The organism is Paenibacillus sp. Marseille-Q4541, from assembly GCF_018310695.1.
Classification (GTDB): Bacteria; Bacillota; Bacilli; order Paenibacillales; family Paenibacillaceae; genus Paenibacillus.
The window spans coordinates 49,849-74,392 of record NZ_JAGXCY010000025.1 but is presented as its reverse complement, the minus strand read 5'-3'; the positions used below and the strand labels follow the sequence as shown (position 1 = coordinate 74,392).

The 24,544-nt window shown below is 43.3% G+C and carries 19 protein-coding genes; 7 read left to right on the top strand and 12 right to left on the bottom strand.

The window, feature by feature from the left end; translation table 11 throughout:
* Nucleotides 1-148 precede the first annotated feature (148 nt).
* From KFT32_RS20255 to KFT32_RS20225, 7 genes are all read right to left on the bottom strand, one after another.
* On the bottom strand, nt 149-2,782 hold the full coding sequence (locus KFT32_RS20255) for a glycosyl hydrolase 2 galactose-binding domain-containing protein (RefSeq protein ID WP_249436018.1): 2,634 nt from the start codon (nt 2,780-2,782) through the stop codon (nt 149-151).
* Nucleotides 2,783-2,878: 96 nt separating this feature from the next.
* On the bottom strand, nt 2,879-3,940 hold the full coding sequence (locus KFT32_RS20250; protein WP_211749292.1) for a BtaManbiosPhlase: 1,062 nt from the start codon (nt 3,938-3,940) through the stop codon (nt 2,879-2,881).
* A 59-nt stretch (nt 3,941-3,999) separates the two neighbouring features.
* A complete protein-coding gene (locus tag KFT32_RS20245; protein WP_211749291.1) occupies nt 4,000-4,944 on the bottom strand; it encodes an MTP-1 family protein in 945 nt (314 codons plus the stop codon).
* 32 nt (nt 4,945-4,976) lie between these two features.
* Complete coding sequence (locus KFT32_RS20240) at nt 4,977-6,632, bottom strand: alpha-glucosidase (RefSeq protein WP_211749290.1); 1,656 nt, start codon at nt 6,630-6,632, stop codon at nt 4,977-4,979.
* Nucleotides 6,633-6,767: 135 nt separating this feature from the next.
* Nucleotides 6,768-7,607, bottom strand: coding sequence for a carbohydrate ABC transporter permease (locus KFT32_RS20235; RefSeq protein WP_211749289.1), 840 nt, complete (start codon nt 7,605-7,607; stop codon nt 6,768-6,770).
* Nucleotides 7,594-8,472, bottom strand: a complete 879-nt coding sequence (locus tag KFT32_RS20230; RefSeq protein WP_349304933.1) for a carbohydrate ABC transporter permease — start codon at nt 8,470-8,472, stop codon at nt 7,594-7,596. The genes KFT32_RS20235 and KFT32_RS20230 overlap by 14 nt, the downstream gene beginning before the upstream one ends.
* A 2-nt stretch (nt 8,473-8,474) precedes the next feature.
* On the bottom strand, nt 8,475-9,791 hold the full coding sequence (locus KFT32_RS20225; protein ID WP_211749287.1) for an ABC transporter substrate-binding protein: 1,317 nt from the start codon (nt 9,789-9,791) through the stop codon (nt 8,475-8,477).
* A 361-nt stretch (nt 9,792-10,152) separates the two neighbouring features.
* Here KFT32_RS20225 and KFT32_RS20220 point away from each other — a divergent pair, with 361 nt between their 5' ends.
* Both KFT32_RS20220 and KFT32_RS20215 read left to right on the top strand, forming a co-directional pair.
* Nucleotides 10,153-11,184 (top strand): LacI family DNA-binding transcriptional regulator, encoded by a 1,032-nt coding sequence (locus tag KFT32_RS20220; RefSeq protein WP_249436014.1) that lies wholly within the window; start codon nt 10,153-10,155, stop codon nt 11,182-11,184.
* A 70-nt stretch (nt 11,185-11,254) separates the two neighbouring features.
* Nucleotides 11,255-12,982 (top strand): phospho-sugar mutase, encoded by a 1,728-nt coding sequence (locus KFT32_RS20215; RefSeq protein WP_211749286.1) that lies wholly within the window; start codon nt 11,255-11,257, stop codon nt 12,980-12,982.
* A gap of 118 nt (nt 12,983-13,100) precedes the next feature.
* Here the strand turns inward: KFT32_RS20215 and cynS are convergent, their stop codons facing one another.
* Together cynS and KFT32_RS20205 are read right to left on the bottom strand one after the other, a co-directional pair.
* Nucleotides 13,101-13,544 (bottom strand): cyanase, encoded by a 444-nt coding sequence (cynS, locus tag KFT32_RS20210; RefSeq protein ID WP_211749285.1) that lies wholly within the window; start codon nt 13,542-13,544, stop codon nt 13,101-13,103.
* A 39-nt stretch (nt 13,545-13,583) separates the two neighbouring features.
* A complete protein-coding gene (locus tag KFT32_RS20205; RefSeq protein ID WP_211749284.1) occupies nt 13,584-14,168 on the bottom strand; it encodes a beta-class carbonic anhydrase in 585 nt (194 codons plus the stop codon).
* A gap of 141 nt (nt 14,169-14,309) precedes the next feature.
* On the opposite strand from KFT32_RS20205, the gene KFT32_RS20200 reads away from it, so the two are divergent.
* On the top strand, nt 14,310-14,744 hold the full coding sequence (locus KFT32_RS20200; RefSeq protein ID WP_211749283.1) for an Lrp/AsnC family transcriptional regulator: 435 nt from the start codon (nt 14,310-14,312) through the stop codon (nt 14,742-14,744).
* Nucleotides 14,745-14,952: 208 nt separating this feature from the next.
* Here KFT32_RS20200 and KFT32_RS20195 read toward each other — a convergent pair whose 3' ends face one another.
* The 3 genes from KFT32_RS20195 to KFT32_RS20185 all read right to left on the bottom strand — a co-directional run bounded on the left by KFT32_RS20195 (nt 14,953) and on the right by KFT32_RS20185 (nt 18,417).
* Complete coding sequence (locus KFT32_RS20195) at nt 14,953-16,548, bottom strand: extracellular solute-binding protein (RefSeq protein WP_481856357.1); 1,596 nt, start codon at nt 16,546-16,548, stop codon at nt 14,953-14,955.
* 85 nt (nt 16,549-16,633) lie between these two features.
* Complete coding sequence (locus tag KFT32_RS20190) at nt 16,634-17,551, bottom strand: carbohydrate ABC transporter permease (RefSeq protein WP_211749281.1); 918 nt, start codon at nt 17,549-17,551, stop codon at nt 16,634-16,636.
* Between the two features lie 17 nt (nt 17,552-17,568).
* Nucleotides 17,569-18,417 (bottom strand): ABC transporter permease, encoded by an 849-nt coding sequence (locus tag KFT32_RS20185; RefSeq protein WP_211749301.1) that lies wholly within the window; start codon nt 18,415-18,417, stop codon nt 17,569-17,571.
* A 465-nt stretch (nt 18,418-18,882) separates the two neighbouring features.
* Between KFT32_RS20185 and KFT32_RS20180 the strand changes: the two genes are divergently transcribed.
* From KFT32_RS20180 to KFT32_RS20165, 4 genes are all read left to right on the top strand, one after another.
* On the top strand, nt 18,883-20,607 hold the full coding sequence (locus tag KFT32_RS20180; RefSeq protein ID WP_211749280.1) for a sensor histidine kinase: 1,725 nt from the start codon (nt 18,883-18,885) through the stop codon (nt 20,605-20,607).
* A 2-nt stretch (nt 20,608-20,609) separates the two neighbouring features.
* Nucleotides 20,610-22,223, top strand: coding sequence for a response regulator (locus KFT32_RS20175; protein WP_211749279.1), 1,614 nt, complete (start codon nt 20,610-20,612; stop codon nt 22,221-22,223).
* A 272-nt stretch (nt 22,224-22,495) separates the two neighbouring features.
* Nucleotides 22,496-22,840 (top strand): DUF485 domain-containing protein, encoded by a 345-nt coding sequence (locus KFT32_RS20170; RefSeq protein WP_211749278.1) that lies wholly within the window; start codon nt 22,496-22,498, stop codon nt 22,838-22,840.
* Entirely contained in the window at nt 22,837-24,387 is a 1,551-nt protein-coding gene (locus KFT32_RS20165) for a solute symporter family protein (protein ID WP_211749277.1), read from the top strand. The genes KFT32_RS20170 and KFT32_RS20165 overlap by 4 nt, the downstream gene beginning before the upstream one ends.
* Nucleotides 24,388-24,544: the final 157 nt, after the last annotated feature.

Sequence of the window (24,544 nt, the reverse complement as noted above, 5' to 3'; positions counted from 1 at the left end):
GATATTTCGTGATTATTAAGTAACATTTTTGTAATATTTGAAACACCTCTCTCCACCCACACTCCAAGAATCGTCTTCCAAAAGTAAAAAAGGACCCTATACCGCAGGTTTAACTACAGCACAGAGCCCGTTTATCTATGGAAAATACCTAAATAACGCTGATATTACCGATACTTATATCATCCTCGTCTTTTATTTTCTTTACGATGCTCACTTCATATCCATTGAGTGCCGACACGCGAAGTGTTTCCCACGCAATGCTCTCTCCTAATGGTGCAGTAACATGGATCTCTCTCTGCTCTTCCCATCCAGGAAGCAGATCAAAAAAGTTATCTTCCACTTTCAGCCACGGCTGATCAATCTCTATTTTCACCATCCTTGCTACTTTATCACTGCGAATACGAATGGAATGGTTCTTCTCGTCTATGGTTACGAGGAGATGTGCAGGCTCAAATGCCATATCCTTGTAATCTCTTAAGTAAATATAGTTATCTTCTGCAAGTTGGTTCAGCGAGCGGATCACACACAAGACAGATGCTGCATCTGTTCCTTGAATGAGAGCTTCTTCCGAAATTGTGTCCAGCTGTCTCTTCCCGCCACCTTCAAGCTGTACTTCGTACGTCCGCTGTGAAATCATTGTTCCATCCAACCGATAAACATTCAGCTGAATAATTTCATCTTCTAGCACTTCAAGTTGGTCATTAATCACCCACAATACAAGATCTTTTCCGGCATCATGATCCACGGTGTACAGTACAGGTGCGAAGAACTTCCTAGAATAATGATACGCCGCCTTCGGAAGGCCGTAATAATCAATTACCGACCAACTAGTTCCAGGCCAACAATCATTAAGTTGCCAGTAGAGCGCCCCGCTTGTCGAAGGGCTGTTCCTGCGGTAGTGCTCAATACCATATTTCAAGCCTTCTGCCTGGGTTAGCATGGAGTAATTAATGTACTCCTCCATGTCTTTAGGAACTCCCGTATATCCTTCCATCAACAGAACACCTTTTGGATGATGCATGTCCTTATTACGATACATCATCTCCTCACTTCGATATGCGTATGAAGAGGCATGGATATTGTTCATGAGCGTGTATCGGTTCGACGAAGCATGCATCCCAAATTCACTCGCGAATTTGGTATCATCTTCTTTAAACTTCTTGAAAGACAGTCCTTCTACACTATAATCCTGTAGTTGTGGCTCTCCAAAGGTTCTCGGTTCTATGTTCCCATGCCATACCTGCCAGTTGTGCGTATCTCCTACTTCACGGGAATTGTGATCATTACCTCCATACGGTGAACTTGGCCAGTACAGTCTAGATGGATCGAGTTCTTCCAGAAGGGCTGGCATCAGTTCATGATAGATCTTCTCTCCATAAAACGGATGCTTAATCTCACCGCTGGCATGAAGCGCTTCATACAGCCAATCATTCTCATTATTCCCGCACCAGATTGCGAGGCAAGTGCGACTACGCAGCCTTTTTACAACAGACTCTACTTCCTGCTTCACATTGTTCATAAAGTTACGGTTGTAATCTGGATACAAGGCACAAGCAAACATAAAATCCTGCCATACCAAGAGACCAAGCCGGTCGCACTCGTCATAGAAAATATCCCGTTCATATATACCTCCGGCCCACACTCTGATCATATTCATATTCGCATCCCGCGACATCGTTAAAAGCTGAGAATAACGGGAGTCAGGTACGGAAGCAATGAAGCTGTCAATAGGAATCCAGTTCGCCCCTTTGGCAAACAGCTTCACTCCGTTCAGTCGGAATGTGAAAGCATGCTCACCCTGCTCATTTTGAAGCATCAAACTCAAGGTACGAATTCCGAGTTTTTGCTCCTTCGTTTGAACCACATCTCCGTCTGCCAGAATAGACACTTGTAATGTATATAGATAAGGATCACCCAGATCATGAGTCCACCACAGCTTCGGACTAGGAACGATGAGCTGCCCATTTCCGCTGAAACGATGTCCAATTATGGCACCATCTACCGAAATGCCTCCAGGTTCATTCACTGGAAATTCCAGTCCCGTCACCTGTTTTCCCTGTTCGTCGTACAATGCTGCTCGGGCTACATAGCGAACATCACAGTCATAAGCACGTATCTCGGTATTTATCTCGACGATTGCAGCTTCCTCTTTCACTTCGGCTGTACGGGTGAAGATGCTTTCTACCGCTGCCCGGGTTCTTTTCACCAGCTGAACATCCTGCCAAATCCCTGCACAAACAAGCCTCGGACCCCAGTCCCAACCATAATGGCTTTGTGCTTTTCTTGTCCAGATTCGTTTCTTGCTGAATCCAGACCAGTAATATTGCATTTTTGACTTGGCGTGCAAATGAACTGGATCGAACTTGACGGCAATGGTATTCTTGCCCTTTTTTATCTCTCTTGTCACATCAAACGCATGTGGAATGAACATATTATCTGTAGAACCTAGTTCCACACCATTTAGATATACGGTAGCAAAGGTATCAAGCCCGTTAAAGATGAGTTCTAGTCGTTCTCCTGCTGTTTTGTCCGCCATGTCTGTCCACTCAAAAACAGTACGATACCACCACACTTTTTCCTCAACCCATCGGCACTTCTGGTCGTTATGACCGTAAAAAGGTGGATCAATAATTCCACGGTCGATTAGCGTACTATGCACATCTCCCGGAACACTAGTTGTCATCCAGAAGTAATCAACATAATCTTCGGAGGCAACTTCCAGATCCCTTACTTCTCCTATATCAAAATCACGCAGCTTCCAGTTCTCCGTTATTCGCACCATTCTATTCACTGTAGATCTCCCCTCCATGAAAAAAGCGCCAGAACCTGTAAGTCAGAAGGCCCTGGCACATGATTACTACTGTTTAATATGATTCATTTACACGTAATTAAGGCTATCCAAGATTTCCTTTACACTCAGTTCTGCACAAGCCATGGACGTATCCGCCACACCGTAGTACATTTTCACAACATCTCCATCTACCAGTGCACCGCATGAGAAAACAACATCACCGAAGAATCCATTCTTCTCATAGTCTGCTTCCGGCTCCATAATCGGCTTATCTGAGCGAGCGATAACTTTGGTTGGATCGTTAAGATCAAGCAGCAGGGCGCCCATACAATAGCGATGATCAAGAGTTGCCCCATGGTACAATTCGAGCCAGCCTTTTTCCGTCTTGAAAGGAACAGCTCCACCACCCATACGACCGCTATCCCACATTCCATCGCGAAGTCCTGCTAAATGTTTGTGATTCCCCCAGTAAAGGAGGTTATCTGATTCCGCAATCCACATTTCAGGATTTCCTGTGCTCTTCGTAGTCGGACGATGTAATGCATAGTATTTTCCGTTTATTTTCTCAGGGAAAATCAGAACATCCTTGTTATCCGGTCCAAAGATCATGCCATGGTGGGTAAAGGAGATGAAATCTTTAGTCGAAATCATCGATTCCCCAACGCCGACAGAAGACACAGCCGAGAAATAAATATAATACGTATCATCGATCTGAGTGACACGAGGATCTTCAATGCCGAATGCTTCAAGCGCCTCAGATGGATACACAAGTGGTTGATCCTCAATAATAAAATCGTGTCCGTTCTTGCTCCGGGCAAGACGAATATAAGACAGAGAAGTCAAATATTCAAAAGTTGCGCTTTGCTTCACATTACGAATGACACGTGGGTCAGAGAAATCATACCGCTCATCATCCGTACGGAACTCGAGAATGTCCAGTTTATTCGTCCCCGGATTGAACACGGGTGCCTTTACGATCATTGGGTCCTTACTAATGGGGCGCTCCGCTACACGGAGGAAAAGTAGAACTTCACCTTTGTATTCAGCAACCCCTGCGTTAAAAGCACCTATCACTTCAAACTCATCATGAAACGGCTTCACATCAGCCGGTGTAATCAGTGGATTTTCTTCGTATCTATTAATATTCATTGCTGTTTTCCCCTATCCATTCGCATTTATATTCGGTTCTCTCTACCCATTCTTGTTACTTATACTTCATATTGTAGAAAAGGATCGGCAATCGTGAGACGATGTGCCTCTGCATCACTGATACCTGCATACAGATCCGCCGTTCCATCTTGTTTGCGAACAAGTCCACCGCTAAAGACGACATCAGCAAGATCAGGCCGTTTGGTCTCACCCGGAATGAATTGTGCACGTACCGCAATCAGCTCCATATCGGTGTATTCACCCGTTACTGGATCGAGGGCAAATACCATCGGATAGTAGTGTCGATCACCAGCATCATCAAAGCTAGCTACATGTCCGAGTACGCCAACGAGTCCATTTTTCAGAATGTGCAGTTCGTTCGCTCCGCCCCATTCTTCGTCAATAAATTGATCGGAGAGAAGGGGGGCTTCGTTCACCAAATTCACTGTTACTTCGTCAAGAGAGTTTACTTTGACAAATCCAATTTTGCCACGTCCACCTTTCTCTCCTTGAGGACGAGTAAACACACCAATCTCGCCACTAGCCAGCTCAACAAGACGCAGATCCTTCATTGCATCTGGGCCAGTAAAGAAAAGTTCAAGCTCTCCGAGCGTCTTGCCTTTACGGAATACCGTTCTCCACATCAGTGCATTCTCCATCTCTGGATGAGGGAAGACTTCCACTCCGCCGAGTACAAGTTCTCCTTTAATGAAAGTGAAAAATGGGTCCTGCAGGGTGAACACCGGAGCTTCTTCTTTGGGGATCCATGTACCATCTCGCTCTACAAAAAAGTGAATTTCCGAATGTTCGCTATCCCGGGATTCCACCCGCCCTGCAATGATCATTTCTCCATCTATTTGAAATGGAGCGGTGATGTTGTATACGTCCTTCTCACCGACTCCTACAAATTGAAGTTTAACTGGATTTTGAACTGTATTTTCTTTATTCTGATAATCGTGAAGTAATGTTTCGCATGTCTTCACACTAGATTTTTGTATTGTCATTATGAAATAGCCTCCTTTTATTCAAAAAGAACTTACCGTGTATTTGTGGAGACGAAGATCACTGCCGTATGGGCTGGAATTTCCAGACGAAACTTGCCGCTATCCATCTCATCCCCTACTCCACTTGCGATGAGCAGATTCATCTTCATATCAGACCATTCCGTTAAATCTACTAATAATGGCTTATCTCCATACTGGAGGATGACGACGGCTTCTTCCTCTGCGAAACGCTTCGTATAAATAATTGCATCTTGTCGTTGCTCTAGGCGGGTGTAATCCCCCCGGGACAAAGATGGATACTGCTGTCGCAGGGATAGCAGGGTTTTATAGTACTGATACATGGAACCTTTCTCTGCGAACTGTGCTTCTGCATGGATTTCCTCATACGTGGGACTCATGCCGATCCAAGGTTCTTGATCAGAAAATCCGCCATACTGGCTTCCATTCCATTGCATAGGGGAACGAGAATAATCTCGGCTTTTCGCTTTGGCAATCGCAAGAGCCTCTTCCTCAGTGCTGCCCTTTTGTATAGCTGCTTTATAATGACCAATCCCCTGGATATCCCTCATATCTTCCAAACGCTGAGCAACATGGTTTCGCATCCCCAGCTCATCGCCATAGTAGATAAAAGGTATTCCTTTGGCTGTCAGCATAAGCGTCGCCATGAGTCTTGCCCGCTGCTCTTCCAGGTGGGCACTACCTTCTCCAAACCGCGAAATATGGCGCGGCATATCATGGCTGCTGAAGAACAGGGTGGGCAACTGATCTGTTGTATGTTTCTCTTCCATAAGACGCATCTCTCGAAAAATCGCCTTCGGATCGAACTTCTCCTGACTTCCAAGATTGAAGTTGAATACAACATCCAGCAGCCCGCTCCCAGAAAAATCACGGAGCAAATCCATATTTTCCGAACCCACTTCACCTACCATAAAAATGCCTTCACGTGTATGAACATAGCGGCAGATCTCACGGATGGCATCAAGGATGCCTTCTTGATTCTGATCGTACTTGTGAATCTGTTCGCCTTGCTCATCATAGGGATTATCAATAAATTCACCGGATACTTTAAGAAAATTAATGACATCAAGCCGGAACCCATCAATTCCTTTATCCAGCCAAAATCCCATTACATCTTGCATCGCTTCGCGAACTTCAGGATTAGCCCAGTTCAGATCCACCTGTTCCTTAGCAAATGCATGATAATAATACTGCTCACTACGTGCATCCCATTCCCAAGCGCTTCCTCCAAAAAGGGACTCCCAGTTATTCGGCACGCCTCCGTCTACAGCTGATTTCCATATATACCAGTCTCTCTTTGGCGAAGATAGAGAAGATGCAGACTCTATAAACCAAGAATGTGCCGAAGAAGTATGGTTGAGTACAAGATCCACAATCACTCGGATACCGCGTTCATGTGCCTCAGCAATAAAATGTTCCACATCAGCCATCGTTCCGTAGTCTGGATCAACAGCATAATAATCAGAAATATCATAGCCATTATCAATCTTGGGTGACTTATAGAAGGGCGTCAGCCATATACCGCCAATCCCCAGCTCTTTCAGATAATCAAGCTTCGATGTTATACCTAAAAAATCACCGACACCATCACCATTTCCGTCACAGAAACTCGGTACATAAATCTCGTAAAAGGCAGTATCCTGCCACCACTTTCCTTGTTTCTCTATCATTTGATTAACTCTCCCAAAATGCTTAATTTCACGATCTATGAAGGAAGCTCGAATAGACAAGATGCATTAAGCACCTTAATATACGAGCTTCCTCAACTGATTTTTATCGTGCCTACAACCTGAACGGCCTAAGCATTATTTAAGACTGAACTGCATACCTTCCTTGAACTTCTTGCCGAAGATCGCAAACATGATGATGATCGGCACAGTTAAAATAACGGATGCTGCATAGAGTGGCCCCGGATAACTGCCATAAGGTCCAAACATCTGGGATAAGAGAACGTTCAGCGTAAGCATATTATCACTGCGCACAACGAGCATATCCCATAAAAGTTCAGTCCAGCGTTCCATGAGCAGGAACAAGAAGATAACTGCAGTGATGGATTTGGACATCGGCATCATAATTTTGTACAAAATCTTAAAGTCAGAAGCACCATCTAGTTTCGCTGCTTCAATAAAATCGTTAGGTACGGCTTTGAAGAAATTGGTGTACATAAAGATGGCCCACAAGCTGACTGCTTTCGGTATAATCATCGCCCAGTACGTATCGTACAGCCCAATTTTTTGGATTACCAAAAAGTTAGGAATAAGCAAAATGATCGCCGGGAAGAACATATGAAACAAGACGAAGTTATTGATCGTATCCCGACCCTTGAAATTCAGTTTGGCCAGAGCATAAGCAACCATAATTCCAAACAGCATCATAAAGAACGTAGATGCAACGGATACGATAATACTGTTAAAGAATGCGTTCATCCAAGGTCTTGCTATACCCACATCTCCACCTGTAAAGAGCCACTCATACGAGCGCAGTGAGAACTTGGTCGGAACGAGCTGACGATCGATTTGTGACCAATCTGCAAAGGAGTTAAGAACCATGTACAAATACGGATACACCATAACCAGAAGTAAAAGGGTGGCAAGTACATAGCGGATCGCAAGACGACTTTTTCTATTTTTTTTAGACCCAACCATTTCGTTTCCCCCATCCTTCCAGTACTTTTCGAATAATAAAGATTGATATGAACGTAACAATGGAAGCTAGGATTGCTATGGACGATGCATATCCAGCCTGTAGATTGTTAAAGGCCTGATTATAGATTTCCATCTGCCACGTATTTGTAGCGTAGTTCGGCCCCCCGCCTGTCAGCTGGTATACCTCAGTAAAGATACCGAAGGTAACCCCGAACGAAAGAATAAGTGTTGTATAAAGCGCTGGGTACAGAAGCGGAAGGGTGATTTTCCAGAATCGCTGTCTGTCTGTCACGCCATCAATGGCTGCTGCTTCATATACTTCCTTATCAATGCTCTCAAGTCCGGAAGTAAGAATCAGGGCATAGTAGCCAGTAAATTTCCAAGCTAGGATAAGTCCGACAATAAATAGTGCCGATAATGGAGAACCGAGCCAATCAATATTAATACCGAAGTTGCCTCTGAGGAACTCATTTACCGGACTGTTATAGGAAAGAAAACCTTGTGCAATTAGGGAGGCTACAACCCCAGAAGACAGATACGGCAAGAAGAAACCGATCAGATACACACTTTTGAACTTAGGTAATCCTTGTACAACAACCGCCACACCAAGTGACATGATCGTAACGAGCGGAACAAATAACATCATGAATTTATACGTAACCCAAAAGGCCGATCGAACTCCTTCAGAAGCTAACGCTTTCCGGAAGTTATCAAATCCTACAAAGTCAAAAGTAGGGGCAATCAAATCCCAGTTCGTAAAAGACAAATACAGAGACCAGATAAGGGGTCCAAGGAAAAAGACCAAACCGAATATAAGGTAAGGACTGGCAAAGAGCCAGCCCAACTTATTATTTTGTTTGTTAATCATTATTGAAGTTCACCTTCAATCGCTTTCTTCATATTATTCCATCCCGTTTCTGGATCAATATCACCACGCACGACTTTATTAAATGCCTCTTGTCCGATCAACGTTTGAATTTCATTAAACTTGGCATTATCTATGGCAGGAACACCTTTGGATACTGCTTCTGCATATGGAGCAAGCTCCGGTTTGTCAGCCAGGATTTTTTTGAATCCGTCGACTTCTGTCAGATCATCACGCGCTGGTGGCAAGTTGGTTTGCTCAAACCATTTCACGTCATTTTCCTCATTGGAGTACACCCATTTCAAGAACTCTGCTGCAGCTTGTTTGGATTCTTCCGGTGCACTTGCAAAGACAACAAGTCCTTTAGCATCTGCGTACGTCTTGGAATCAGCAGGATCGATATGATCCGGTACCGGAGGAAGTGTTAATGTATAGTTCTCTCCATATTTCAGCTCAGGATATTTCGTTGCCCACATATCAAAGGTCCATGGACCAATGTCAGTGAAAACACCTGCGCCTGTTTCAAATGGGTCGGTTGCATTCTGCGCCAGGATACCGCCTGCTTTGCGAAGATCATCCACAAAGGTCAACATTTCTACTCCGGCTTTGTCATCCGCTACCAGATTAGGTCCTTCCACAAACTTGTTACCATCCGATGCTGCATTGTACATAATGAAGAAGTCGAACCAGCGTTTCCAAGCTGTGGAATCAGCAAGGTCAGCTCCTTTAGTCCACATATATTTATCAGGGTATTTTTCTTTCAGTTTTTTTGTTGCTTCTAGAACTTCGCTGTATGTTTGCGGTGGCTCATTATATCCAATTTCCTTCAGAATATCGGTACGCCATCCGATCAGCATCGGGTTAGAATAGATCGGCAGTACATACTGGTGGCCATCAGCAAATTCCCAAGGAGCGATTGTCTCGGCCATGTTGCGGGATTCCACAATTTCTTTGAACTGTGGTAATTCATCGAGTGGTGCAAGTGCTTTACTATTTGATAATTGGGCTGCAAAACCACGGTTGATGTTCTCTGCTACCGTTGGTGCATTCCCTCCTGCCAGCGCTGCCTGAATACTAGCTTCCGAGCTTGGAGATTCTTTAATCGCACTTACGTTTACCTTTACATCCGGATTAACCGCCTCGTAATCCTTCGCCATTTGTGTCCAGAATGCTTGTTGCGGCGGGTTTGGTGCTGCCCAGAATTCAACGGTTGTCTTACCATCTGCACTTTGTCCGCCTCCTCCATTTCCACAAGCGGAAAGTACCGTCCCACCTACCAATGCAATTGCCAGAAGTAAAGAAACTCTCTTTTTCTTCATGTCGACCCATCCTCCTAGATGCGTTATGTCTTAAAATCATTAAACTTAGAATTACAATAATTAATTTTGTAACGTTACAAATAATAAAACAAACGTTCTTGTAAGCGTTACAAACACATTATTATTCACATTATCCCTTTTTGTCAACGCTTTATTAATAAAAAACAATAATTAATTAATTCCCGTGAACTATGTCACAATTAAATTGGATCTTTACATTTTTATTTTGTAACGTTACAATATTTTTGTAATGTTACACTTCAATCATTATAATTAGAGGCAAATTTCGGTATAGTATGAGATGAATCTCATACAACTATTCTTTTGACATTCCATATATAAACGGAAAGGAACGTTATCCTTGACTAAGCCAAAAATCACGATGCAGGATATTGCTGACCATCTACAAATTTCAAAAAATTCAGTTTCTCAGGCTCTATCTGGTAAAGATGGCGTCAGCGAAGAGACACGTAAATTGGTCATACAAACTGCTGATGCGCTCGGTTACATATATACGGGAAGCCGCAAGAAATCCTTTGATCAAGAGAGCAGCTACACGAATACGGGAAGCATCGCGCTTGTTGCTACGGATTTCGCATTCTCACAGCGGGGATTCTTTGGAGAAATCTATCTTACGGTTGAACAAGAGGTACAACGCGGTGGTAAAAAACTACTGATTCAGTCCATCTCCCAGCAAATGATGAACGAAGGAACTTTACCTCCTTTTATTGAGCAGAAAGAAGTGGATGGTATTCTGATTCTCTCTCATCTGAGTACGGAATATATGAACAAGCTTATTCAAACCGGTATCCCTGCTGTACTCATCGATCATCATCATCCAGATGTACAAGCAGATGCCATTCTCACCAACAATCGATTTAGTGCCTATCATGTGGTCAAATATCTCTATGAGTTGGGACATAGAAAGATTGGTTATATCGGCAATATCTCATTCTCCCCCAGCTATTATGAACGTCTAGAAGGCTATCATCTTGCTCATCATGATCTGGGGATGGAGGTTCATCCAGAATGGATTATTAAAGACGCCTTAGAGGATCAGGAGTTTATCGCTACTCGCTTACGTGATCTTCAACATCAACCCACCGCATGGTTCTGTGTGAACGATGGACTTGGTTTTTTTGTGAACTCGGCTCTGTACAATCAGGGTTACCAAGTTCCCACCGATATCTCTATCGTTAGCTTCGATAACGGACAGCTTTCCAGGCTCGCTACTCCTTCCACAACGACGATGGCAGTAGATCTTACCTTATTTGGAAAAAAGGCGGTCCGACAGCTTTTTTGGAGGATAAAAAACCCTGAATCCCCTTACATGGAAATGCTGTTGCCAACCGTGCTTTTGGAACGTGATTCAACAGCCGCTCCACGTGATTAAATGTAGCATGACAATAAATCGACAATACATGCTCGTTATTAACTTTATATAAATGGAGGCTTATTACATCATGTCTACACAAGTACAGGAACAAGCTGCAAAGGCGTACCAACTATGGCTAGACAGTCCAGTCATTGATGAAACGTCGAAGGAGGAGCTGCGCAGCATAGCTAATAATGAAAGTGAAATCGCAGACCGCTTCTACAAAGATTTGGAATTTGGTACAGGCGGACTCCGCGGTGTTATTGGTGCCGGCAGCAATCGCATCAATCTCTACACTATAGGCAAAGCAACACAAGGACTCGCATCTACACTGAAAGAAGAGTACGATTCACCGTCATGTGTCATCGCTTATGATTCCAGACACTATTCACCTGAATTTGCTCAGGAGGCAGCGCTTGTTCTTGCAGGGAATGGTGTAAAAGCTTATGTGTTTGAATCGCTTCGGCCTACACCCGAGCTATCTTTTGCGGTTCGTCATCTAAATGCAGAAGCAGGAATTGTAATTACAGCCAGTCACAATCCTCCTGAATATAACGGATACAAAGTGTATGGGGCTGACGGTGGACAAATTACACCAGATACTGCGGCGAAAGTAATCGAGGCTGTACGCAGCGTGAGTAACTTCGAAGAGGTAAATAAAATGAACCGCACGGAGGCAGAGGCAAATGGAATGCTTGTTTGGCTCGGTCGGGAAATCGACGATGCCTACACAGAAGCCGTAGCTTCTGTAAGCCAGCATCCGGATGCGATTCGGGAAGTCAGCAGCAACTACCGGATTGTATATACTCCGCTACATGGAACAGGCAATATTCCAGTGCGAGCAGTACTGAACCATCTTGGATTCAAGCATGTTGATGTCGTTCCCGAGCAAGAACAACCGGATGCGAATTTCTCTACCGTGAAATCCCCTAATCCGGAAGAACACGCAGCTTTTGAGATCGCCATCGCTCAAGCCAACGCAAGCGGTGCGGATCTGATCCTAGGAACTGACCCTGATGCGGATCGAATGGGTGCTGTCATCAAGGATGACAAAGACGAATTTTTCATTCTGAGTGGTAACCAGTCCGGGGCTATTATGGTTCACTACTTGCTAGAATCCATGAAGAGTAAAGGAACCCTCCCGCAAAATGGTGCGATTATCAAGACGATTGTAACAAGTGAGATGGGCGCCACTATTGCTGATGCCTATGGTATGAAGGTGTTCAATACGCTGACTGGCTTCAAATATATCGGGGAGAAAATGACCGAGTTCCAAAATACCGGTGAGCACACTTACATCTTTGGTTATGAGGAAAGCTATGGCTACCTAGCAGGCAACTACGCCCGTGACAAAGATGCAGTTATTGCTTCGATGCTGATTGCTGAAGCAGGGGCTTATTATAAATCACAAGGAAAAACGTTGTATGAAGTTCTTCAGGAGCTATATCAAACCTATGGCTATTTCGCTGAAAAACTGGAGACACGTACACTCAAAGGAATCCAGGGCGTTCAGCTGATCGCAGGGATCATGGCCTCTTGGCGTGAATCTGCTCCTTCCGAGATTGCCGGGACTTCGATTGCCAAAACTGAAGATTTTAGTCTTGGACTCTACGACTTGCCAAAAGAAAACGTACTAAAATATCATCTTTCTGACGGTAGCTGGTTCTGCCTCCGTCCTTCCGGTACGGAACCGAAGATTAAAGTGTACTTTGCTGTTCAAGGAGACACGTATGAAGATGGCCAGCAAAAAATCGCAGCTCTGACGAGTGAGGTAATGACTCGTATTGACGCTTATGTTCATGAGCACCAGGCATAATTATCTTTTTCTTTTTTCCAATCCAATCTCTAAATAGCACAAAAAAAGAGTAGCCCCGGGGCTGCTCTTTTTTTGTGCTAAACAATCGAGCTATATATCCACTACATTCCTCACTCCATTACCATTTACGATAGGGTAAGAACTTTCCGTTCATCGTAAGAATGATACGGTCTCCGTTTGGATCTTCCTTCTTTTGCACGTCAAATTGGAAATCAATTGCGCTCATGATACCTTCGCCAAGCTTCTCCAAAATAAGCTCTCTAATCGTAGGACCGTATACAAGCAACATTTCGTATAAGCGATATAGACCTGGATCGGTAGGGGGCATGTCAATGACATTACCACGATGTGGAATTTGAGTTAGGGCTTGAACTACTTTTTCATCGAGTTCGAGCAATTCCCCCATTTTAACAGCTTCCTCCGGAGTCATTGTAGCTTGGCCTAACAATGCCGTTACAACCCAACTCTCCGATTGCTCACTTTCCTGAGCAATTTCGCCCCAAGTCAGTCCTTTCGCAAATTTAGCTTCCAAAATTTGTTGTGTCGCTTCTTTTCTATTCATAGTTTATTGCTCCTTTTGGTATAGTATAATTTGTATTGATTAGTACATATCCTGAGTTGGCGTTTGTTCATATCCATTAATAATTAGATCGAGCTTACCTGTGTCTGGTGCAATCACTAGACCATGAACAGCAACTTCTTTCGGAATGAGCGGATGGTTCCGTACAAGTTGAATGTTACTTTTAATCGAGTCCACTACATTCGTAAAACCAAACAACCATTTATGAAGGTCGATACCTGCATATTCAAGGGAAGAAAGAATTTCTGGTGTCGCGACTCCGCGATCCATTATTTTTTGTAATGTTCCTTCAGGGTTACTTTGACTCATCCCACAATTGTGGTGACCAATGATATATATTTCTTCCGCATTCAGTTCGTAGACTGCTGTTACGATACTACGCATAATGCTTCCAAACGCATGCGTAATTGTTCCACCTGCTGTTTTGATGATTTTAGCATCACCATTTTGTATATTTAGAGCTTTAGGCAGCAGCTCAATTAGTCGAGCATCCATGCATGTTATGACAACCATGCGTTTTTTAGGGAATTTCGTTCCCTCATAGGGCAAATACTCCTTATCTTCTACAAACTGATTGTTGTACTCCAAAATTTCTTGTAATAGCAATTTTCGTGCCTCCTTAAAGGATTGTAGTTATCACTGTTTCAATGGCTGCTAACTAGCGAATCAGGATATAACCAAGTATAGATTTTTGCGTCTATATACAGAATAAGTTGGCGAAACGCTTTATGTCTGTTGGCTTTCACTATGAAAGGATTGATATTTATTTTGGATCATATCGATTTTGAGATACTTGCATTACTAAAAGAAAACTCAAGGATTCAATGGAAGGACATTGGTCAAAAGATACATATGACAGGCCAAGCAGTCGGAAATCGCATTAGGCGATTAGAAGATATGGGGGTTATCGAGCAATATACAATCGTTACTAATAAAGCAAAGCTAGGACTGTCTGTAACAGCCTTTATTACATTATTTGTGGAATCAGCCAATCATAGTTCATTCCAAAAGTTCGTGATGGCGGAGGAGGCTATTACCGAAGTGCATCGAATTAGCGGGGAAGGATGTTATGTGTTAACTGGTCATTTTGCTGCAAATGAGGAGCTTGAGGCGTTTCTAGCTCAACTTCTGAACCATGGAAATTATCGAGTTAATCTATCAATCGGAAAAATAAAATTTTAAATCATACAAAAAATAGGCCACTCGCGTTGCGATGCGGCCTATTTTTTGAACTTTGAAGTAGCTATTGCAAGGAATTATCATCTAATTCATAAATCCTTCTGAGCTCCATCATAAAATAAATTCAGGGGATATCCCTTCGTCATATTCATGACTTTTAGGACATCCCCTTTTCGCATGTAACTTTCCTATTGTAAGAAACGTTTTTTACTTACTTCACGCTTATATATCGGTTGTACGCATCCATACGGATTTGAACCAAACGTTCCAGTCCCATATCGTTCAGCTTTTTCACATAAGCATCCCAATCCGCATCAATTGTACCTTCTGTAATCCATTTCGCACGGCTTGTGCGAACAAAACCATCAATGTCGGTAGTTAGCGTCGGCAGCTCTTGAAATTCTTCCGCACTGTACATTACATTTGGGAAAGGCGTTGTCACATAGTCACTGCCCAGTTTATCTATGACGAGCTTGAGGCCATCTCCTACGGTGTCATCCAGTTTAATCTTTTTCTCGAACTCAGGGCTCACATATTTCGGTCCAAAATCACGCAAGGATTGATCCCAGTACCATGCATCTGCGCTCGTACCTTCCGGTGGGTTCATCAGGGCATACGTATCATCGCCTGTTTTCTCAATTACCGTACCGACCGCTCCCCAGAAATTTTGAATGCTCGCTTCATTCGTGTAGAACTGGTCTGCCCAGCGCGCAGCAATCTCTGGATGCTTGCTTGAAGTCGTAATCAGCATTTCATTACGAAGGAAACTTAGACCTTGCGGGTCTCCCCCTTGGTAACGATTGCCATCCGGGCCTGCAATGGTTTCAATTGCTTCATACTCATCTTTCCATTTACCAAAGACGGCATCTGGAACCCACTGATACGTAAAACCGATCAGCGCTGCATCCGGATTCTGGTGTTTCGCTGTCGACATCGTATTATCTTGTGTAAACAATTCCTTGTCTATAATGCCTTCTGAGTACAGTTTGTGCAACCACTTGATAGCTTCTTTATATTCTTCTGTCACCGGATAATATACCGGTTTGTCGTCTTTAACCATCATACTGTTCCCATTGGTATCCGTAATGCCGAATGGATTAAGTAAATCCATGCTGATATCTCCCGATCCGCTAATCGGAATTTCATCGGCTTTTCCGTTTCCATTCGGATCTTTCTCCTTAAATGCCTTAAGTACTGTGTACAGCTCTTCCGTTGTAGTCGGGGCTTTGAGTCCGAGTTTATCTAGCCATACTTTGTTTATGATCGGCTGATTTTTGGATTTAGGTCTGGATGGAAGGCGTGCAGGCAAAGAGTACATTTTTCCATCCGGGAAGGTACTGATTTTTTTCAGTTCCGGCGTTTCAGCCATCGCAGCTTTCAGATTTGGCATATAGTCATTGATGTAATCATCCAGCGGACGGAAGTACGAAAGGTTATTTACGATATCGGAATCGTTGAACACCGCATCTCCCAGAATAATATCCGGCAGCGTACCACTTGCCAGCATGATGGATTTTTGCTCGCCCCAGTCATTAGAAGACATGACCTGCCAATTAATTTTGATACCCGTCTCTTTCTCCAAATCTTTCAGCCACTGATTCTGGGTAAATGTATCACCCATGTTCCCCCACCGAACTGTCAACACTTCCAAAGTGATTGGTTCTTTTACAATGGGCAGACCTTCTTTATTAAAACTAGAATCCGGTTCGGTCGGCGCCGCTACTTTTTCTCCCCCGCTGCAAGCAGCCAGGCTGAAGAGTAGTAGTGAAGAAAGCACAGCAGAAGTGAGTACTCGTACTGGAAGCATTTTTCTCGTTCCTTTATTTCTCATGAGATTCAGTTCCCCCTTACCTATTTTCAAAATGTATACCCTTAGCTACTCAGAGATTACATCACTGCTTCACGGCTCCGATCATCACCCCCTGATTGAAGTATTTTTGTACAAATGGATAGATGCACATAATAGGAACGGTAGCCACAATAATGACGGAGTATCGCATAATGTTGGCGAGCCTAAGGGCCACTGCTGCCGCTTCTCCCGTACCCATGGCAGACTGCATCTGGTTCATGATGAGAATATTCCGCAAAATGAGCTGCAATGGATATAAATCAGCATCTTTCAAATAAATGAGTGCGTTAAAATACGAATTCCAGTGTCCTACTGCAGTCCACAAAGCGATGACGGAAATAATGGCTTTGGATAAAGGAAGTACAATTTGTACGTAATATCTGAGATTACCGCAGCCATCGAGCTGAGCAGCCTCCCACAGATCATCGGGAATACTATTCTGAAAGAAGGTCCTTGCTACGATGATGTTATAGACAGCAACCGAAAACGGCAGAACCATAACAAGAAACGTATCATACATGTGAAAATCACGAATCGTCAGAAAGGTCGGGATTAGACCGCCGTTAAAGAACATCGTAAAAATGAAAAATAATGAGATGGTTTTGCGCCCAAACAGGTCTCTTCTCGACAAAGCATAGGCGGCCGACAGATTCACAACTAGACTAATTGCTGTCCCGATCACGGTATAAAGTATCGTATTTCTATATCCAATCCAGATGTTTTCATGCTTCAGCAGTTCCTGATAACCGGCTAGGGTAAATCCCTTGGGAAATAGCCACACCTGACCGTTCGCTACAGCAGCGGGATCGCTGAACGAAGCGATGATGATAAAATAAATCGGGTAGATGAGCAAAATTAGCAGAACCCCAGCAATACCGTACATCACGATTTCCAGTATCCGATCAGAGGACCTGCTGTTGATGGTTCTAGGTCTGACCTTTACTTCTTCTACATTCTCCATAACGGAGGCCTCCTCTCCTACCACAGACTGTTTTTACTGTATTTCTTCGAAATCTGATTGACCATAATAAGCAAAATAAAATTAATAATGGTATTCGCTAGGTTGATCGCGGAAGAGAAGCTATATTGACTGCTTAACATCCCAATTTTGTATACATAAGTGGAGATCACTTCGCTAGATGTAATATTCAAGTTGTTCTGCATCAGATACACTTTCTCGAATCCAACACCGAGGAGACTCCCCACCCGAAGAATCAGCAAGATAATCGCTGTCGGGATCAGCATCGGAATATCAATGTAACGAATCTTCTGCCAGCGGCTCGCACCATCCATCGTTGCAGCTTCATATAGACTTGGGCTTACTGCCGACAAAGCCGCGATAAAAATGATGCTGTCCCAGCCGGTATGCTGCCATACATCAGACCAGACATACACACTGCTAAACATCGAGGTAGAGCCCATCAGGTTCGGAGCTTCTGCCCCAAACAGTCGGTAGATATTTCCGAGAAGACCCGTACTCGGGGACAACAGAATCAACATCAATCCGACCATAACGACGGTCGATATGAAATGTGGCATATACGTCACCGTCTGGAAAAATCGCTTGAATCGATTTTCTCTCATCTGATTAATCATCAAGGCCAGCATGATCGGAATCGGAAACGTAGCAATGCTGTAAAGACTAATTACAAGCGTATTTTTAATGGTGGTTGAAAATTGATATGAATTGAAAAACTTCTCAAAATATTTAAATCCTGCCCAAGGGCTATCTCCAATTCCAAGCGCAGGACTGTAATCCTTAAATGCAATGACAATGCCGTACATCGGAATATAAGCAAATAATAAGAGTAGGACTACGGCTGGCATCAGCAGTAAATACAGTCCCCAGTTCTTTTTGACCTGACTGGTCCACGATGTTCTTCTCACATGCGTCAGGTCCGGTTCTCCCCTGATTCCTTCTGTCACTTGTGTCTTCACGGTAGATCCCCCTTCTATACGTGCCTGCGTGGTATCATCTTTCCGCTACAGCACTATTATGTTTGCGCTTTCAATAGTTGATGTCTTTGTTAGTTACTAGTGTACCTTGCTTCCCTTCGCTTATTTGGACCTATTCAAGCGACAATGCGGACTTTAGCCTTATCAAAACAAAGGGGCTATCAAATAGACAAGTCTAACGTATATGCAACAATCCAGACTTCGTACCGTACCTATTCGGACTTTTATATCTATGCGCAGTTTCGGTTATGTTCTTTTTCAAGGAGACGCACTATAATATGGTTACATAAAACGCTTACAAAAATGGTCATGCGAAAGGAAGCGGCGTCTCGTACAATGAGTAAACATACCGATAAAAAATCTTATCCCATCCGGCATTACGTCAAAATCATGATGATCGTTACCGCCTCAGCTCTTCTCCTTGACCTCATTATCAGCGTCGCCTCGATCTCCATTGTGAAGCAACAATCTACTCAATATTTGCAGGATACCGCCGATTTGTATCTGACTCGGATTAATCATGATTTTGCCTACATTAATCACTACATGGGTTGGACACTCGCCAATGACGAAAGCGTCGAATCCCTGGACGATAAAAATATAACTTACGACGAGTTCCTTGAATCCAGCGATAAACTCCGCAAAAGATATACGGAGCTTCAAAAAAATTACGGTCCGGAATACCAGTTTTTTTTCTACTATAAAGAAAAGGATCTGTTTCTTAACTACGCTCCTATGAAGCTCTCCTATCCCGAATATGAAGAGCTAAGGCAGCAGATGATGACGTACACAGAAGATCCGAACTTATATGAGAAGTACTACTCCAACTGGACCCCGATTCAAATAAAACAAAAGTATTACATGATCAATCTCGTTCCTTATCACGATAAATATTTCATCTGCTTAATTTCTGCCGATGATCTCATCGATCCACTGCGCCAGATTAATCTTGGAAAGAACGGATTTTCCTCGCTGGTAGATCAGGACGGTCTTACCCTCTCCAGCCCAAATATGGCAACAGAAGAAAAAGGACTGTCACTAGAAAATGTAATACTGCCTCGGACCACAGTGATGAAACCATTTCTTAATTCACCCGTCAGTGTGAAAATGGTAATCCGCTTTGGTGCCTTTGAGAAGATTATGATTGCTCAGCTGCTGATCATTCTGCTGTTTCTCATCCTTGCCTGTACACTCTGTATTGTCATCTTATACTTCAAAAACAAGGTGCTCACACCCATTCAGAACTTTTCTAAAAATCTGCGTTACCTTGAGGAAGAAGAGGAGTCTCTGGATTTTAGAAACAGCCAGATTATTGAACTGGAGCAGGCAAACATGGAATTCCATAATCTTGTTCAGCAGATTAAAAAATTCAAAATCGAAGTATATGAGCAGGAGCTGTCCAAACAAAAGATTCAGCTCGATTATATGAAGCTTCAAATTCGGCCTCACTTTTTTCTGAACTGCCTGACCAATATTTACAGCATGGCTCAAATGGAAATGTATGAAGAGATTGAATACATGAGCCTATCCACCTCTAAATACTTCCGATATATTTTTCAAAATGACGGAGATTATGTAGATCTGGATGATGAACTGGACCATATTCGCACTTTCCTTGGGATCCAAAAACATCGATACAGGGATGCTTTTACGTACGAGATTGAACAAGCGGATGATACCAAAAGAATGGTACTGCCGCCGCTTATTTTACAAACCTTCATAGAAAACGCCGTGAAATATGCTGTTTCAAGAGATCATTCACTCCAGATTTCCGTAGAAGTCAGTGCACTTCACAAGGAAGCAGAACGTTTGCTAGTCATTGAGATTCAAGATACAGGACCTGGATTCCCAACCGACATACTTGCTAAACTCCAGCATAAGGAACAACTCGAGTCTGGGGATGGACACCAAATCGGGATCAAGAACACTTTGCAGCGTCTCGAATTTATTTATGATGGTAAGGCAGTAGTGGAATTTTCAAATAAAACAGATGGGGGTGCCTGCATTCGGCTTCTGCTTCCGCAGCCCATGCAAGCAGCTACCTTACTAAAGGAGAAATGACCATGAATATCCTCCTTGTAGATGATGATTATTTTGTTGTAGCCGCCCTGGAGAAAAAAATTGACTGGGAAGCTCTTTCCATTGAACGAGTGTATTCTGCCTATAACATTGCTCAGGCGAAAGAAATATTACTAACCGAATCCATACAAATTCTGGTCTGCGATATTGAAATGCCGCAAGGAAGCGGTTTGGATCTCCTTGCATGGGTTCGTGAGGAAGGTTATCAGGTACAAGCGATTTTTCTAACCAACTACGCAGACTTTAACTATGCTCAGAAAGCGATTGAGCTGCAAAGTTTTGATTATTTTCTTAAACCAATCGAATTTGATAAGCTGACCCTGATCCTATCCAAAGCTATTTATAAAGCCAAGGAACAGGAGAAAAAAGAAATTGCGGTTCAAGAAGGACAGCTCTGGCAAAAAAACCATAATAAAATGAGGGAACACTTCTGGCGGAAACTAATCATGGAAAAGCGCAGTGCTCCCGGCGTGGACTTTATGGAAGAGGCCATTGAGGAACAAAAGTTATCCTACAAGCTAACGGATCTATTTCTCCCTGTCTACATTCAGCTCTTCCCTTATGATCAAAGCCTTGGCAAAAATGATGAGGATTTATTTAATTATGCGTTTCTGAATGTATTCACTGAGTTATTTCAGCACCCCTTTTATTCTATAGAAGCCATCCTCGAAGCGAAGGAGAATAACTGGGTCATTATGCTTAAGTGGAATCAAGCGCCACTGCTCTCCATTATCGACAGTTCCTGTGATTCCTTTGTACAAAAAGCGAATCGCTTCCTGAAAAGTGATGCCTTCTGTGCCGTGGGCATATCCGCCCCTTTGCAAGAGATTCATCCGGTCATTGGCGGTCTGTTTCAAATGAATGAAGAGATTATTAAGCATCGGAATCAAACGATGTATCTGGCCGATTATGAAGCTGGAAATCAAGATATTACTTATCCGTCCCCGGATCTAAAAAGGTGGGAACAGCTCCTTATTCAAGACCATACGGAAGTACTTCTTAGCGAGATACAAAATTATTTGAATTCGCTAACAAGCCATCCCATGCTGAATACTTCGATACTCAGGTTGTTTCGCCTTGATCTCATTCAGCTGGTGTATTCCTACCTTAAGAGTAAGGAGATCGAGGCGCATAAATTGTACACAGGTAAAACCAATGATCTACTTTCGATACAGTCCCTTCATTCCATCTCGGATATGGCGAAATACGCTGAATATTTGGTGCATACGGCTAAAGAATATCGACATTTCACAGAGCAACAGGACTCCGTCGTAGAGGAAATCAAGCAATATATTCATCTCCATTATGGTCAAGATCTGACAAGAATCAGCCTTGCAGAGATTGTATATCTGAATCCGGATTATCTGGCTAGAATTTTTAAGAAAGAAACGGGAATATCACTTGGTACCTATATCATCCAAACCCGTATTGAAGCAGCCAAAAGACTACTGGAAATGACTTCCCTGTCCGTCTATGCCGTGGGTACCAAAGTCGGTTATGGAAATTATCCTTACTTCTCAAAACTATTCAAGCAAGATACCGGTCTTACTCCAAGCGATTACAGAAGGAGCAAACAAATTCTGACCTTACCTAAATAAAAAAGATAACGCTCCGGGGCAGCTTTTATATACAAAAAAGCTGCCCCCCTGTTTCTTTTGAACTATGAATAAAATAAGAAATAGTGAATTATTAAACATTTACTTCCATAAAATTAAATATTTACATGTCTCCAATCACTCAGTATAATGACTGTAATTACAATCCTGACACAAACTTGCAAATCGTATATTACGTTAAAGGTGGGGATACGATGCATTGACGGAGCTTTTTTGTAAAAGCGCTTACAATACTGAGAATGTGAGGGATTCTTATGGATAGTAAAGGTGCACCAAATGAAGTTGTCCAAAAAAGATCACCCGAAGAATATGCGGCCATCGCAAAGTCTACTTACTTCCAGACACTTCTCCAGGAAAAGAAAAAATTCATTATCCCTTTCACGATCTTCTTCTTCTGCTTCTATTTTGCCCTACCCATTCTTACCTCCTACACGACCATACTAAATAAGCCGTTTATCGGCAGTATTACTTGGGCCTGGGTTCTGGCCTTCCTGCAATTTATTATGACGTGGGCTTTCTGCATGATCTACTACAAAAAAGCAAGCCGATTTGATCAGCTGTCCAGCCAAATTGTAGAAGAGGAGCGCACGAACCTATGAATTATGCTGCTTTTACCATGTTTCTTGTCATCGTCGCATTCACCTTGCTCATCACCTTCTGGGCATCCAAAAAAACGAATTCTGCAAGTGACTTTTATACTGCGGGCGGTGGTCTGACGGGCTGGCAAAACGGACTTGCCATCGCAGGTGACTATATGTCGGCAGCCTCCTTCTTAGGGATTGCAGGCATGATCGCTCTTTCCGGATTTGATGGCTTCTTTTATAGTATCGGTTTTCTAGTTGCCTATCTCGTCGTTCTATTTCTCGTTGCAGAACCTCTGCGGAACCTTGGTAAATACACTTTTGCTGATATGATTGCCGTCCGCTTTAACGCCAAGCGAATCCGTGGATTTGCTGCATTTAATACCATTGCGATTTCTATTTTCTATATGATTGCACAGCTTGTTGGAGCAGGTGCTCTGATTAAACTGCTGCTAGGCATTAATTTTACGACCTCCGTTATTATCGTAGGTATTCTTATGACCGTTTACGTTATTTTTGGCGGGATGCATGCGACCAGCTGGGTACAAATTGTAAAAGCTTTTCTACTCATGGGTGGAACTTTTGTCATCTCCATCATGGTACTTTACAAATTCGGATTCAGTATCACAGGCATGTTCGAGCATATGAAATCAGCAACACCGCTGAACGAAAACTTCCTGAACCCCGGAGTTAAATACAAAGACGGGCTGGATACGCTATCGCTCACTATGGGACTCGTTCTAGGTACAGCGGGTTTACCACATATTCTCGTCCGCTTCTTCACCGTGAAAGATGCCAAAACAGCGCGGAGTTCCGTAGTGTATGCAACTTGGGTCATCGGTATCTTCTACGTCATGACCATCTTCCTTGGATTTGGTGCAGCGGCCTTTGTAGGTAATGCCAACATTATTGCGCAGGACAAAGCCGGAAATATGGCAGCTCCATTACTAGCCCAGGCTCTTGGTGGTGATATGATGTTTGCCTTCATTTCAGCTGTAGCATTCGCCACCATTCTGGCTGTCGTTGCGGGACTTGTACTGACTGCTGCAACTGCATTCTCCCACGATTTCTACAATCAGATTCTACGTAAAGGCCAGGCTACGGAAAAACAACAAGTGAACATGGCTCGTTATGCTTCCATTGTCATCTCCATTCTGTCCATCCTGCTTGCTCTTGTCGCTCGGAACTTGAATGTGGCTTTCTTGGTCTCCCTTGCTTTTGCTGTGGCAGCAAGCGCCAATCTGCCAGTCATTCTGTATACGATCTATTGGAAGCGATTCAATACGAACGGTGCGATCTGGGCTATGGTCGTCGGACTTGTCACTTCGGTAGGTCTTGTACTGATCGGACCCAATGTATTTAATCCGGAAGCAGGCAAAGCCATTTTTGTCGGTGATCCGATCTATCCATTCTCCACCCCAGGGCTCATCTCGATCCCGCTCGGTTTCCTGGCCGGTGTCGTTGGGACCCTCGTGTCTCGCAAAAAAACCGCCAGCGAAGATAATCAGACGAGTTATGATGAGATTCTCGTTCGCTCCAATACCGGTATGGATACAACCTGTTAATTGACTGGTTATCCTACATAAAAAGGCACTCTGCCAGCGTCTCTTTAAGACAATGGCAGAGTGCCTTTTTGTGAAGGGTAAACGAAAGACATCTTAGGAATCCAATTTATATATCCAATGTTCTTCCTCCGCCACGCTTTCCAGAACAAAAAAACCT

Excerpts from the sequence above, each read along its gene's own strand:
- KFT32_RS20225 (WP_211749287.1), bottom strand. The coding sequence starts at position 9,791 with ATGAAGAAAAAGAGAGTTTCTTTACTTCTGGCAATTGCATTGGTAGGT.
- KFT32_RS20175 (WP_211749279.1), top strand. The coding sequence starts at position 20,610 with ATGAATATCCTCCTTGTAGATGATGATTATTTTGTTGTAGCCGCCCTG.
- KFT32_RS20190 (WP_211749281.1), bottom strand. The coding sequence starts at position 17,551 with ATGGAGAATGTAGAAGAAGTAAAGGTCAGACCTAGAACCATCAACAGC.
- KFT32_RS20235 (WP_211749289.1), bottom strand. The coding sequence starts at position 7,607 with ATGGTTGGGTCTAAAAAAAATAGAAAAAGTCGTCTTGCGATCCGCTAT.
- KFT32_RS20200 (WP_211749283.1), top strand. The coding sequence starts at position 14,310 with ATGAAAGGATTGATATTTATTTTGGATCATATCGATTTTGAGATACTT.
- KFT32_RS20185 (WP_211749301.1), bottom strand. The coding sequence starts at position 18,417 with ATGCCAGCCGTAGTCCTACTCTTATTATTTGCTTATATTCCGATGTAC.
- KFT32_RS20195 (WP_481856357.1), bottom strand. The coding sequence starts at position 16,548 with ATGCTTCCAGTACGAGTACTCACTTCTGCTGTGCTTTCTTCACTACTA.
- cynS (WP_211749285.1), bottom strand. The coding sequence starts at position 13,544 with ATGAATAGAAAAGAAGCGACACAACAAATTTTGGAAGCTAAATTTGCG.
- KFT32_RS20165 (WP_211749277.1), top strand. The coding sequence starts at position 22,837 with ATGAATTATGCTGCTTTTACCATGTTTCTTGTCATCGTCGCATTCACC.
- KFT32_RS20250 (WP_211749292.1), bottom strand. The coding sequence starts at position 3,940 with ATGAATATTAATAGATACGAAGAAAATCCACTGATTACACCGGCTGAT.
- KFT32_RS20170 (WP_211749278.1), top strand. The coding sequence starts at position 22,496 with ATGGATAGTAAAGGTGCACCAAATGAAGTTGTCCAAAAAAGATCACCC.
- KFT32_RS20180 (WP_211749280.1), top strand. The coding sequence starts at position 18,883 with ATGAGTAAACATACCGATAAAAAATCTTATCCCATCCGGCATTACGTC.
- KFT32_RS20255 (WP_249436018.1), bottom strand. The coding sequence starts at position 2,782 with ATGGTGCGAATAACGGAGAACTGGAAGCTGCGTGATTTTGATATAGGA.
- KFT32_RS20245 (WP_211749291.1), bottom strand. The coding sequence starts at position 4,944 with ATGACAATACAAAAATCTAGTGTGAAGACATGCGAAACATTACTTCAC.
- KFT32_RS20215 (WP_211749286.1), top strand. The coding sequence starts at position 11,255 with ATGTCTACACAAGTACAGGAACAAGCTGCAAAGGCGTACCAACTATGG.
- KFT32_RS20240 (WP_211749290.1), bottom strand. The coding sequence starts at position 6,632 with ATGATAGAGAAACAAGGAAAGTGGTGGCAGGATACTGCCTTTTACGAG.